Consider the following 14,440-nt stretch of genomic DNA (forward strand, 5'->3'; position numbering starts at 1 on the left):
CCATCATGAGCGCCTCCGCTGAGGGATCACACTCTGTGAGGGTGCATTGCGCAACGCTTCGGCCCGGCCCACGGCTGACACGGCGACCGACACCACGACTGAGACGGCGACCCGTCTGTCCGGAACCGACCTGGTCAACGCTGCCCGATCCGGAGACCCGCGGGCACGGGCCGCCCTGTTCAGCGAGTATCTGCCCCTGGTCTACAACGTCGTCGGGCGAGGTCTCCACGGGCACGCCGACGTCGACGACGTCGTCCAGGAGACCATGCTGTCCGCCATGCGAGCGCTGCCCCGGCTCCGGGAACCGGAGCGGTTCCGATCCTGGATCGTGGCCATAGCGATCCGGCAGATACATGATCACGGACGGCGCAGCAAGGCCACGGTGGCCCGTCAGCAGCCTCTGGCCGACGTGGCCAACGTCCTCGATCCCTCCCGCGACCTGGCCGAACTCACCGTCGACCGGCAGGCGTTGTCCCAGGCCGGCAGTGACCTGCTGGAAGCCAGCCGGTGGCTCAGCCATGACGAGCGCTGGACGCTGGCCCTGTGGTGGCAGGAGACCGCCGGGCAACTGACCCGCACCGAGGTCGCCGACGCACTGCACCTGAGCGTTCCGCACACCGCGGTGCGAATTCAGCGGATGAAGGCCAAGCTCAGAGTCGCCATCGGCGTGCTCGCCGCCTGGCGGGCCCGGCCGCGGTGCTCCGAGCTCGAATCCCTCGGGGGCGGCCCGACCGCGGCCGGGCAACGGCGGCTCACCAAGGTCAGCCGACACGTGGCCGCATGTCCGCGATGCAAGGCAGCGGCCGGTGCCCGGCATTCGATCGACGACCTGCCGATCCGGATCGGCGCATTGGCGGTCCCGGCCGTGCTGGTGGCGCGGATCCCGAACCTCGTCGGTCAGCACGGGGTGGCCGCCGGGCCGGTGTCCTCGCTGCTGAGCACTCTCCCACACGGTCTGGGACGGGTCACGGTGAAGTCCGCCGTGGCCGTCGGCAGCACCGTGACCCTCGCCGCCGTCCTCGGCCTCGCGATCCATCTGGCGCCCCAGCCCCACCCGCACGCCAATCCGGCGATGCGGAGCCCGACCCCGACCCCGACCCCGATCGCGAGCGCCCCACAGTCGCCCGGCCAGACCTCCGCGGCCTCGGACACGGCCACACGGACGCCGTCCTCCACCCCGTCGACCGCACTCCGCGCCTACTCCGGCGTCGCGACCGCCGACTACTACGTCGCCCCCGGCGGGGACGACGCGAATCCGGGCACCCTGGCCCGGCCCTTCGCCACCGTGACCCGGGCCGCCGCGAAGGCCGGGCCGGGCCAGACAGTCGCCGTCCGCGGAGGCACGTATCACCCCGAGGCCACGATCGTGCTCAAGTCCTCCGGTACCGCGAATCACCGGATCACGGTGAGCAATTACCGAGGTGAGCATCCCGTGCTCGACGGGTCCCGGATCCCGGCCAGTGCCTGGTTCATCGTCCAGAGCGGTGGGTACGTCACCGTGCAGGGGCTTGAGATCGTCAACGCCCCCAACGCCCCGTACGTCTGCGAGTCCTGCCACAACGACGTCTTCGCACGGCTCGGCGTTCACGGCAACGGCCAGACCGGACTTGTGCTGCGCGGCGCAGGGACACGCGACAACCTGGTGCTCAACAGCGACTTCTTCGACAATCACGAGTCCGGGTCCACCGGCGGGTACGTCGATGGCCTGGTCTTCAGGGACGGCTCCGGAACGGGCAACCGGATCCAGGGATGCCGGATGTACGACAACTCGGGCGACGGAGTGGACCTCAGCGGATTCAGCGGCGCTGTGACCGTCGACCACACCTGGTCGTTCGGCAACGGCGTCAATCGCTGGGGTACCGCGACCTTCTCCGGCGGAGGCAGCGGCTTCAAGCTCGGCGGCGATTCGGGTCTTGCGGCCGCCGATATTGCCTCGGACAGCGCTTCCTGGGACAACGCCGGCTTCGGGTTCACCGAGGTGGGCAACGCGGGAGCCCCCCTGCTGACCAACGACACGGCCTTCCGCAACGGGCAGGCGGGCTTTGCCTTCGTCTCGTCCGCAGCGACCCTTCAGCACAATCTCGCCCTGGCGAACCACCCCGACTCCTGGCTGGGCGACCAGGCGCAGCACGCGGGTAACTCCTGGGACCAGTCGGGCTGGACGACGCAGGTACTGCACCTCACCGACCCCACATCGACAACCGCCCACCGCGGCCCCGACGGACAGCTGCCTTCCACACCCTTCCTCAGCAACACCAAGAACCCCACGATCGGCGCCACGTTGACGCGCTGACCACCACGGATCGACGACTGGACGTGCGCCGCCCACAGATCGGTGGCTGAGCCACTTGACTGCCTCACCGCGGTGCCTCTCACCCTCTACGGGGCCGGCCTCGCGCCAGGCCCGCGGCCACGGTCGCTGCCGGCGCCGACCGCCCCCGGTGTCAACGGCCCCTGAACCCGCGTTTCCCGTTGCGTTCGGCGGAGCACGACGCAGATCCCACTCGATCGCGATGGTGATCCGCCGGAGAGCCCTTGCGATCCGGGTCCGGACGGGCCCGCGGGGAGAAGGGCTGAGCCGCTGACGCGTTGGCGGATCACCAGGTCGTGGCGACTGAGCGGAGTGTGGTCCGGACGTCACCTTCGCGGGCCCGCTGTTGGGCAGCGGCTTGTCGAATGTCGTACGGCCGTCGGCCGGCAGAGCCGTGCCGTGGTGGGTGGACTTCACAGTGGCACGCTCCTCGACACCGCCGAGTCCGCGCGCCTGCGGCTGCCCTCGGCCTGCGCGCGGGAGCTTGCGGCAGCAGCTGCCGCAAGCGCGTCAACGGCAGAGTGCCCCACTTGACCTGGTCGACCGCACTCCTGACCGCCGGCCAGGCACTGCTGTGCTGTACCGGTCGGGGAGGTGGAGGCCCATGCTTGAGCCCGGGGGACGACCACTGAACGCGGGCAGCGCGACCGCGTTCGACAAGTGTTGCTCCGCGACTTCTGGCACCACATCGAGGGCCGCCACGGGTACTGATCCACCATCGGTCCTCCGGGAGCGCAAGGGACGGCGGTCCGGCGCGGGCTGTCAGAAGACGTCTGTAGAGATTGGACAGGTGCCCCGTCCACTCTTCCGACCCGGGCGTCGGCTTCGTTGGCAGTCCCGTGGCAGTCCTGCTGCCAACCCCGGTGACAGCCCCGCCGGTGGACAGACGCCTTCGGACGGTGCATCACGAGGTGGCACGGGATGACCTGCTGGACGTGCTCTGAACAGGCGCAACAGCACCAGACAGCACAGCGAGGCACCACGCAACACAATCGCTCGTGGCCTCGTCATGCGTAGGTCTCGGGTTCGAATCCCGAAGGCGGCTCCATGGTGAACCCCAGATCAGGTCTCTGACCTGGGGATTTTTGTTTCCGTTGACCTTGGAATCCCGGCCGATCGGGTACTCGTTGTCTGCGCATCGTCATGCGTAGGTCGGGGGTTGTGTTTCTGTGACCATGTTGCCGACTTGAGTCTCTGAACTGGACTTTGGTGTATCCGGCAGGGGCGGGTCGGGCCTCCGCAGTGAGGTTCGGTGGACGACCGGTGGACAGGTGTGCGTGACACTCCATCAGCGGCCTGTCGTTTCCCCTGGATCCGCGGGCGAAAATACGAGCGTCTTCGATGCGGCGATCGGAAGCAGCGGGACTGTCTGGTCCTGACAACTTCAGTTTCGGACGTATTCGGCTATCCGTCGGCGATGCCGTCGTATGAGGGACAGTGTCCTCCGGCGCGCAGTGGCCGCTCCTGGGGAGGCTGGGCAAGGAGGCGGAGGTGCCCACGCATGCTGTGCTGATCCTGCGCCGGTCCGTGCCGAACCGTGGCAGGAATGCCCACCGGATTCAGCGTCCGGCTCCGGGCGACGGTGTCTTCCGGCGGCATGGCTGGCCCCAGCTTGACGCCGATGGGGTTGTGGACGTCTGCGCGAGGCCGACGTGGGTTCCGTCCTGTCGGCGTGTCCGCTCTCCGATCCGGCCGAAGTGGCTGGATCCGCTGTACGCGCCGCGCGCTTCCTCCCGCGTTGAGGGTCCTTTATAGGTACTAGAAGTAGTGCAAAAGCGGCCTATGGGGCGGCTCATTCTTGAAATGCCCTTGAATCGGCAAAGGGGGTCCCATACGTTTCCTTCGCCACTGCTGCACAGCATGGCCACATCAATTTCATAGCGGGCTCTGGGGAGAGCCCGGGGGGAGACAAGGGCATGACCAACCCTTGGTTCCGGCGGCTTCGTGCTGCCCGGACGCTCGGTGTGCTGCTCGGCGGCGCCGTCGTTCTGGGCTCGTTGCCCGCCGTCACCAGTCCGGCCGACGCGGTCGGCAGCACGCCGGCCTCGGCCGAGGCGGCCGCGTTCGAGCTGGCTGCCGACACCGGTGGACCGGTGGAGATCGTTCGGCGCCGCACCGAGGACGAGCTCGTCTTCGCCAACCCGGACGGCAGTTTCACCAGCGAGACCAGCGTCCAGCCGCAGCGGGTGCACCGCCCCGACGGGAGCTGGGAGAAGGCCGACGCCACGCTCGAGCGGCGGGCCGACGGCACCGTGGGCCCGAAGGCCGCCGTCGTCGACCTGGCCTTCGCCGGGGGCGGCTCGACCGACCTGATCACCCTGGGCGACGACGGCAGGTCCTTCACCCTGCGCTGGCCTAAGCCGCTGCCCGAGCCGGTTCTGGACGGCGACACCGCCGAGTACCGCGAGGTACTGCCCGGCGTCGACCTGCTGGCCAGCGCGACGGTCACCGGATACTCGTACGTCCTGAAGGTGAAGACTCCGCAGGCCGCCGACAACCCGGAGCTGGCCCGACTGCGGCTGCCCGTGCGCTCCGAGGGGCTCGACCTGACCACCGGTCCGGCCGGAGGACTGCAGGCGGTGGACGCTTCCGGTGAGCGGCTCTTCGGTGGCCAGGCGCCCAAGATGTGGGACTCGGCCACCGCCGCCGGGGACCTCCCGGCGGACGCCGTGCCGGCCGGCGGCTCCGGCGCCCCTGTCGAGGACGCGCCCGACGCCGCGGCGAAGGTCGCCGACATGGGCCTGGAGGTGACCGCGTCCGCCGTCACCGTCGAGCCCGACCACTCGGTGCTGACCGCCTCCGACACCGACTTCCCGGTCTACCTCGACCCGGAGGCCGGCATGTCCAAGAGCGAGTGGCTGTACGTCTCCAGCGCCCACCCGAGCACGGAGTTCCACAAGTTCAAGAAGGACGAGGGCGTCGGGCGCTGCTCGTACAAGTCCATCGGCGGCACCTACTACGTGTGCAGTTCCTCGCCGTACACGAACCGCATGTACTTCCAGTTCGGCACCTCCGGGTGGAAGAACCGCACCATCTCCAAGGCGGTCTTCGAGGTTTACGAGACCTTCTCCTTCTCCTGCCAGAAGAGCACCGTCAACCTGCACGCGGTGGCCGAGGGCGGCGTCGACTCCGCCACCAACTGGAACAACAAGCCCAAGGACGGCGACCTGATGGTCGACCGCACGGTGGCCTACGGCCGCGGCGACAGCTGCAGCCCCGACGCCCCGGCGAGCTGGGTCGACTTCCAGGACAGTCCCGACGAGAGCAACGAGAACCTCACCGCCACCGTCCGCAAGAAGGCCAAGGCCGAGGACCCGATCGCCTTCTCGCTGCGGGCCGCCGACGAGGACGACGCCAACTCCTGGAAGCGGTTCCGCGGCGACAACGCCAAGCTGGTCGTCACCTACAACACCACTCCGGGCAAGCCGTACAACGAGCGGCTGACCAACCCGGAGGAGAAGACCTGCACCACGGACAACACCAAGCGGCCGTGGATCCGTGACGACACTCCGACCATGGCGGTCAACGGCACCGACGCCGACTCCTACACCGACGGCTCCGGCCAGAACCTCACCGCCACCTTCCGCGTGTGGGACCAGGTCGATGGCAAGCCCAAGGTCTACGAGGGCAAGGACGGCCCGCAGAACGAGGGCGTCTTCGAGGAGAACATCCCCGTCAGGGAACTCACCCACGGCCACGGCTACAAGTGGCACGCCCAGCTCTACGACGGCTCCACCGGCAAGCTGAAGGACTCCGGCTACTCGGACTGGTCCGACTGGTGCGAGTTCGTGGTCGACGTGAAGGCGCCCAGCACCAAGCCGCTGGTGACCCCGGCGGACGGCGAGGCCGACCTCCCGGTGGGCGCCAAGCGGCACTTCACCCTCTCCGCGAACGGCAACGCCGACCCGGTCTTCAAGAACGACGTCGAGTACTACGAGTGGGACCTCGGCAGCGACACCCCGGGCCGCAGGGCCACGCCCGTGAGCCTCGGCGGCAACGCCACCATCGAGGTGCCGACCTCCACCTTCGGGCCCAACGTCCTCTACGTCCGCAGCGTTGACCAGGCCGGCAACCGCGGCCCGCTGGAGAAGTACATCTTCATTGCCGACCGCGCCTGCGCCGACGCTCTGGCCGACTCCTGCGCCGCCGCCGTCTACGGCCTCGACCAGACCTCCGGCGCCACCGCCCCCGACACCTCCGGCCACGACCGCGACCTCACCGTCAAGGGCGCCGACTGGGTCGCGGGCAACCACTCGGCCACCGAGGCCGCCGACAAGGCCCTGCGCTTCAACGGCAGCAGCGACTACGCCACCGCCGCATCCGCCGTCCACACCGGGCAGGCGTTCACCGTCTCGGCCTGGGTGCGGCCTACCTCGCTGAGCGAGAACATCTCGGTGATCAGTCAGGCCGGAAGCAACGGCAACGGCCTCAACCTCTACTACTCCACGGCCTACAAGCGCTGGATCTTCGGCCGCCACATCGCTGACAAGGACGGCTCCGACATCGTCCGCGCCATGGCGACGAGCGAGCGCCCGCCGACCGTCGGCAAGTGGACCCACCTGGCGGGCACCTACGACCCGGCGGCACGGAAGTTCACCCTCTACGTCGACGGCGAGGAACAGGGCAGCGCCACCGTCACCGGTGTCTGGAACGCGGCCAAGGGCCTGAACATCGGCCGCGCCCAGTACGACGGCACCTGGCGCGACTACTTCGCCGGCGACATCGACGACGTACGGCTGGTACCCGGCCTGCTCTCCGGCACGGAGATCTACCGGCTCGCGAACGACTAGCTCATCCAGCAATCGGCGGCTCCTGACCAGAGCGGCTTCGCCCGGGCGCACGGCAGTCGACCGGCGCCCGGGCACCCCACATCACACGGGAGGGGAGCGCGTATGCGCTCGACACGGAGACATCACGCCCATAGATGGGCGAAACATCTGGCCGCGGCGGTGTCCGCGGCCCTGACCCTGACCCTGCTCCAAGCGGCCCCCGCGCTCGGCGACGACGACGCCCGGGAGCAGCGGCGCCCCAAGACCCAGGACGTGCCCTCCACCCCCGTGGTGGAGGAGGGCGGCCAGGTGACCCCGCTCAAGCACCTTGCGGGGTACGGAAGTTCGCGGGCCCCGAAAGCGTCCTGGCCGAAGCCGGGCAGCGCCACCGTCGTCCTGGACGGCGGCAGGGCCCCGCGGAGCATCAAGGCGGGCGGCCTCCCGGTACGGATCGCTGCCGCCCAGGCCCGCTCGGTCCGCGCGGCCACCCCCGCCCGGGCCACGGTCGACGTCCTGGGCCACGACGCCGCGCGCAAGGCCGGCATCGACGGCCTGCTGCTGAAGGTCACCAACGCGGACGCGCGAACCTCCCTGACGACGGCCGCCGCGCCCGCCAAGGTCTCGGTGGAGGTCGACTACGCCTCCTTCGCCCAGGCCTACGGCGGCGACTGGGCGCAGCGGCTGCGGCTGGTCGAGCTGCCGGCCTGCGCGCTGGCCACGCCGAAGGCGGCCGCGTGCCAGACGGTCACGCCGCTCGCCACGGACAACGACGTCCGCGCACAGAAGCTCACCGCAGCCGTGCCGGCCACCGTGGGCGCGAAGGCCCCGCTGCTCGCGGTCTCCGCCGCCCCCTCCGGCGGCTCCGGTTCCTACACCGCGACCTCCCTCGCCCCTTCGGCGTCCTGGCAGGTGGCGACCCAGACCGGCGCGTTCACCTGGCAGTACCCGCTGCGTGTCCCGCCCGCGATCGCGGGTCCCTCCCCGCAGCTGGGCCTGGCCTACAACTCGGCGTCCACGGACGGCCGTACGGCCTCCAGCAACAACCAGACGTCCTGGGTCGGCGAGGGCTTCGACCTCAGCGCCGGCTACATCGAGCGGTCGTACCGCTCCTGCACGGAGGACGGCCACGACGAGGCCGGGTCCCAGAAGTACGACCTGTGCTGGCACTCCGACAACGCCACCATGAACTTCGGCGGCCGGGCCGGTGAGCTGGTCAAGAAGGCCAAGGACGAGTGGCGTCTGAAGCAGGACGACGGCACGATCGTCGAGCGGAGGACCGGCGGCTTCAACGCCGACGACAACAACGAGTACTGGGTCGTCACCACCACCGACGGCACCCGCTACTACTTCGGCAAGGGCAAGCGCGACGCCGCCGACACCGAGTTCACCGGCTCCTCCTGGGAGGTCCCGGTCTTCGGCGACGACAAGGACGAGCCCTGCCACAAGGACACCTTCAAGGAGTCCCGCTGCCAGCAGACCTGGCGCTGGAACCTCGACTACGTCGTCGACGTGCACGGCAACACGATGACGTACTACTACGGCACCGAGACCAACAAGTACGACACCGTGCGCGGCGACAAGGTCGTCTCCTACGACCGCGGTGGCTGGCTCAAGCGGATCGAGTACGGCGAGCAGGAGGGCAAGGAGAACTCCACCGCCGCCCCCTCCCAGGTCGTATTCGACACTGCCGAGCGCTGCAAGGGCGCCGCCGCCGACTGTGAGCCCGCCGACCTGAAGGAGTCCACCGCCACCCGCTGGCCGGACGTGCCGTTCGAGCAGATCTGCACCTCCGACACCGAGTGCAAGGACCAGTGGTCCCCGACCTTCTTCTCCCGCAAGCGCCTGACGAAGGTCACCACGCAGGTCCTGAAGGCGGACGGCAAGACGTACGACGACGTCGACGAGTGGGAGCTGGCGCACAAGTACCAGAGCGCCGACACCACCCACTCCCCGTCCATGTGGCTGGAGTCGGTCACCCACTCCGGCAAGGACGGCGCGAACAAGCTCCCGAAGGTCACCTTCTACGAGCGGCAGGACGCCAACCGCGTGGACACGGGCGCGGATGACCGCCTGCCCATGTACAAGTGGCGCATCCGGGCCATCCAGTCGGAGACGGGTGGCACCATCTCGGTCAACTACAAGCCGACCGAGTGCACCCCCTCCAGCCTTCCCACCCCCGAGACCAACACCAAGCGCTGCATGCCGTCCTTCTGGTCGAAGGAGGGCACGGTCGGGGAGAAGGAGGACTGGTTCCACAAGTTCGTGGTCGACACGGTGATCGAGGACGAGGTCACGGTCACCGGCCCCAACAAGGTCACCTCCTACGACTACTCGGGCGCGGCCTGGGCCTTCGACGACAGCGAGCTCGTCAAGACCAAGAAGAAGACCTGGAACCAGTGGCGCGGCTTCCGCACGGTCACCATGAAGACCGGTGAGGCGGGCAGCAAGCAGCTCCGCACGGCGACCACCTACCTCCAGGGCATGGACGGCGACCGGGAGAAGGAGTCCGGCGGCACCAAGTCGGTCACGGTCACCGCCTCCGACGGTACGAAGATCCGCGACGATGCCCGCCACCAGGGCTTCCAGCTGGAGCAGCGCACCTACAACGGCAGCGAGGAGATCTCCGGCACTGTCAGTACTCCCTGGAAGTCCGAGGCCACGGCGACCGAAGGCAGCGACGAGGCGACGTACGCGGCCGTGAAGTCGACGAAGACCCGCACCGCGCTCGACGACGGCAAGGTCCGCCGCGCCGCCATCGAGCACTTCTACGACTCCTACGGCATGCTGGAGCGCTCCTCCGACTCGGGCGACCTGTCCGACCCGGACGACGACACCTGCACGACGAACAGCTACAACCGCAACACCAAGGCCAACCTGCTCACGCTCCTCAAGCGCGTGACGGTGGTCCCGGTCAACTGCGACGACGGCCCCCCGTCCTACAAGGGCGAGGCGATCTCCGACGTCCGCACCTGGTACGACGACCCCGACACCTACGGCACCACGCCCACCAAGGGCGACGTGGTCCGCAGCGAGAAGGTCAAGGGCTACACGGCCGACGGCACCCCGCAGTACGTGACGACGTCGACCGCGAAGTACGACGCCCACGGCCGGGTCACGGAATCCGCCGACCAGCAGGGCAACGCGACGAAGACGACGTACACGCCGACCACGGGCGGCCCGGTGACCGGCATGAAGGTCACCGACCCGGCCGGCAACTCGACCACCTCCACGGTCGACCCGCGCTGGGGCCTGGTCACCGCCACGGTCGACGCCAACAAGCAGCGCACCGACCTGGACTACGACGCGCTGGGCCGCCTGCTGAAGGTGTGGCTGCCGGGCCGTGCCAAGGCCTCGGACACCCCGAGCCTGGAGTACGGCTACCTGGTCCGCAACAACCTGCCCGTCGTCACCACCACCAAGTCGCTCCTCCCGAACGGCTCCGTCGCGGTCAGCCACCAGCTTCAGGACGGCCTGCTGCGCCAGCGCCAGACCCAGACCCCGGCCGCCAACTCCGGCCGTGTCGTCACCACCACCGAGTACGACTCCCGCGGCCTCGCCGTCAACGAGATCGGCCCGTTCTACAACTCCGCCGCCGTCGGCACGACCTTCGTGAACGTGGCGGACGCGTCCGAGGGGACGCCTCGGGAGACGGAGACGGTGTACGACGGGGCGGGGCGGCCCACGGACGAGATCTTCCGCGTGGCGGGGGAGGAGAAGTGGCGGACCAAGGCCGCCTACCACGGCGACCACACCACGATCGACCCGCCGGACGGCGAGACGCCGACCGCGACCTACGTCAACGCCCAGGGGCAGAACACCAAGGTCCTGGAGTTCAGGGCATCCTCGCCGACCGGTGACGCGGACACCACGGCCTACGCGTACGACGCGGCGGGCCGTCTGACGGAGGTGAAGGACGAGGCCGGCAACCGATGGTCGTACGAGTACGACGTGCGCGGCCGACAGACCCTCGCCACCGACCCCGACGTGGGCGAGACGCACATGACGTACAACGACCTCGACCAGCTCAAGACGGTCAAGGACGACCGCGGGGTCACGCTCACCTACGAGTACGACAAGCTGGGCCGCAAGCGCTCCCTGTCCCGGGGCGACACCAAGCTGACCAGCTGGGAGTACGACAGCACGACGGTTCCGAACGGCAAGGGGCGGCCGGCCTCGTCCACCAAGTGGATCGACGGCAAGGCGTACACCTCGTCCGTGGACGCCTACGACGCGGCGGGCCGTCCACTGAAGACCTCGATCTCCATCCCGGCCTCCGAGGGCAAGCTGGCCGGTGTCTACACCGCCACGGCCTCCTACAAGCCGGATGGCTCAGTGGGGGAGATCGAACTCCCCGCGGCCGGTGACCTCCCGGCGGAAACCATCACCACGGGTTACACCGCCACCGGTCTGCCGTCGTTCACCCTGGGCGACACCAGCGACTACGCCCGCGAGACCCGGTACTCCAACTACGGCGAAGTCCTCCAGCTCACGCTCGGCACCGCCAGCACCGACAAGTACACCTGGCTGACCAACACCTACGAGGAGGGCACCCGGCGCCTGGAACGCGCCCGCATCGACCGCGAGATCGTCAAGACCCCGGACGCGGACGTCACCTACGGGTACGACCTGGCCGGCAACATCAAGAAGATCGCGGACGCACCGGAGGGCAGGACGGCGGACGTCCAGTGCTTCACGTACGACTACCTGCGCCGCCTGACCGACGCCTGGACCCAGACGGCCACGGGCTGCGCGGCGAGCGCCGGCGAGGCCACCATCGGCGGCCCCGCACCGTACTGGCACTCGTACGCCTACGACTCCGCGGGCAACCGCACCGCTGAGACCCGTCACGCGACAGGCACCACGGGCACGGCGGCCGCCACCCAGACGGCGACCTACATCCCGAACGGCACGGGCAAACCGCACGCACACGCGGTGAAGTCCGCCGAGGTGCGCACCACCACCTCCGCCAAGGAGGTCACGGCGGCCCAGTCCTACGAGTACGACGAGACGGGCAACACCACCCGGCGCACCAAGGCGGCCACCGACCTCGCTCCCGCGGTCGACCAGAAGCTCGACTGGGACGACGAGGGACATCTGACCGCCGTCACTCCGTACGCGTCCGGACAGCTGGACGAAGCCAACGGGACGTCCTTCGTCTACGACGCCGACGGCAACCGCCTGCTCCGTAAGGAGAAGGGCGCGGTCACCCTTTACCTGGGTGCTCAGGAAATCCGCCTCGACACCGCGAAGAACACACTCAGCGGCACCCGTTACTACTCGCACGGCGGCCAGCAGATCGCGCTGCGCACGACCGCGGGGGTGACCTGGCTCGTCGGCGGGGTCAACGGCACCTCCGAGATCGCGATCAAGGCCGCGGACTCGGCGATCACTCAGCGGCGTACCCTGCCGTTCGGCGAAGTACGGGGGGCGAAGCCGACCGCGTGGCCCGGCGACAAGGCGTTCGTCGGCGGCACGGCCGACTCGTCCACCGGCCTCATCCACATCGGCGCACGTGAGTACGACCCGGCCATCGGCCGGTTCTTGTCCGCCGACCCGATGCTCGACGTCAATGACACACAGCAGCTGAACGCCTTCGCGTACGGACGCAACAACCCGCTCGTGTTCCCCGACCCGACGGGGCTTTGGTGGGGCGAGTCCTGGATCAGCCCGATCGGCCACGGGGCTCTGGACGTCGCGGGCCTGGTCCCCGGCTTCGGCGAGCCCGCCGACCTGCTGAACGGTCTGTGGTACACGGCCGAGGGCAACTACATCGACGCGGGTCTGTCCTACGCCTCCGCGATTCCGATCGTCGGCTACGGCGCGAGTGCGGCAAAGGGCGCCAAGTACGTCAACAAGGCCGTCGACGCCGTCGACGCGGCGACGGACACCGCCAAGGCGGCGGACAAGGTCAAGGACGTCGCGAAGAACACCGACAATGTCACCCCGCCGTCGACCCCGAAGCCCAAGCCGAAGCCCGAACCGGCCCCGCCTGCCAAGGCGAAGGACGCGCCTCAGGCGAAGAAGGGCGACTCCGGCGGCAAGAAGAACGACGGAGCGCAGAAGAAGTCGGACACCAAGGACGCCGATCCGCCCGCCGAGGGGGCGTCCTGCAAGGTGGGCAACAGCTTCGTCCCCGGCACCACGGTGCTGATGGCAGACGGGACCGAGAAGCCCATCGAGGACCTCGCGCCGGGTGACGAGGTGCGCGCCACCGACCCGGAGACCGGGGAGACCGCGGCCAAGCCGGTGACCACCACCATCACCGGACACGGCGTCAAGCAGCTCGTCGACGTCACCGTCGACACGGACGGCGACCGCGGTGACGCGACCGCCACGATCACCGCCACGGACGGCCACCCCTTCTGGGTGCCCGCGCTGCACGAATGGGTCGACGCCAAGGACCTGGAGCAGGGCGAGTGGCTGCGAACGGGGGCCGGCACGCTGGTCCGGATCACAGCGATCCAGCAGCGGACCGAGACCCGTACGGTCCACAACCTGACCGTCGCGGACATCCACACGTACTACGTGCTCGCCGGCACGAAGTCCGTCCTGGTGCACAACTGCGGCAACAAGAAGGCGGACGACCCGCAGGCGGCTCCGGGCGGCAAGAACGGTGCCGGGGTCAGCATCAAGCAGGTCAAGATGGCCCTTGGCCGGGCCGGCATGAGCGTGAAGAACTACGACATAGTGCACGTGAAGGAGATCACGACGGCAGACGGGCTTCCCTCCTACGGGTACAGTCCGCACCCGGGCGCCAAGCCCGAGCTCGGCCCCAGGGGCAAGCCCGTGATTCAGATCTCCGACATGGGCCTGGCCGACATGGACACGGCGGTGGCGACGATCTTCCACGAGATCTATCACCACTGGAGCTTCAGCCGCATGGGCAACAAGGACTTCGGTGGCAAGGAGTCCGTGGCCGAGCGGTTCGGGCAGCGCATGCTCGGCATCTTCAAGAAGCGGACAGGAGGGTGAGCGCCGAGATGAAGAACTTCGAGCCTGCCGAGGTACAGACCCTGGCGGCGGAGCGCAGGTTCCTGCTCGACCAGTCCGAGTGGCGCTGCCCCGCGTGTGAGGAGGTGGCCGTCAGAAGCTACCTCCACCGGGCCGACCGGCCGAACCGGCCGACGGTCATCAGTTACACCTGGTGTGCGCACTGCCGAAGGGCGACGGGGGCAACCAGCCCCCTGCCCCCGGGCCTTACCTTCGACGATCCCTGGGCGGACCTCAGCCCGAGGCAACGTGAGGAACTGGAGGAGGACTCGGACCGGATGTTCGCCGAGCTGGATGCCCTGTGGGCGAGGGGTGTCCTGCCCCAGAGGTTCGGCGGAACCGGCGGAGGGACACGACGGCGCTGACCAGA

Annotated in this window: 4 protein-coding genes; all 4 read left to right on the forward strand. The window is 69.0% G+C overall.

The annotated features are described in order from the left end of the window. The first annotated feature begins 46 nt into the window (after positions 1-46). Entirely contained in the window at positions 47-2,293 is a 2,247-nt protein-coding gene (locus tag QF027_RS27300; RefSeq protein ID WP_307077688.1) for a sigma-70 family RNA polymerase sigma factor, read from the forward strand. Between the two features lie 1,934 nt (positions 2,294-4,227). After that, a complete protein-coding gene (locus QF027_RS27305) occupies positions 4,228-7,101 on the forward strand; it encodes a LamG-like jellyroll fold domain-containing protein (RefSeq protein ID WP_307077690.1) in 2,874 nt (957 codons plus the stop codon). A 102-nt stretch (positions 7,102-7,203) separates the two neighbouring features. Next, positions 7,204-14,052, forward strand: a complete 6,849-nt coding sequence (locus QF027_RS27310) for a polymorphic toxin-type HINT domain-containing protein (protein WP_307077692.1) — start codon at positions 7,204-7,206, stop codon at positions 14,050-14,052. Beyond that, positions 14,049-14,435 (forward strand): hypothetical protein, encoded by a 387-nt coding sequence (locus tag QF027_RS27315; protein ID WP_306978231.1) that lies wholly within the window; start codon positions 14,049-14,051, stop codon positions 14,433-14,435. The genes QF027_RS27310 and QF027_RS27315 overlap by 4 nt, the downstream gene beginning before the upstream one ends. Positions 14,436-14,440 lie beyond the last annotated feature (5 nt).

It is taken from the genome of Streptomyces canus (assembly GCF_030816965.1).
Taxonomy (GTDB): Bacteria; Actinomycetota; Actinomycetes; order Streptomycetales; family Streptomycetaceae; genus Streptomyces; species Streptomyces canus_E.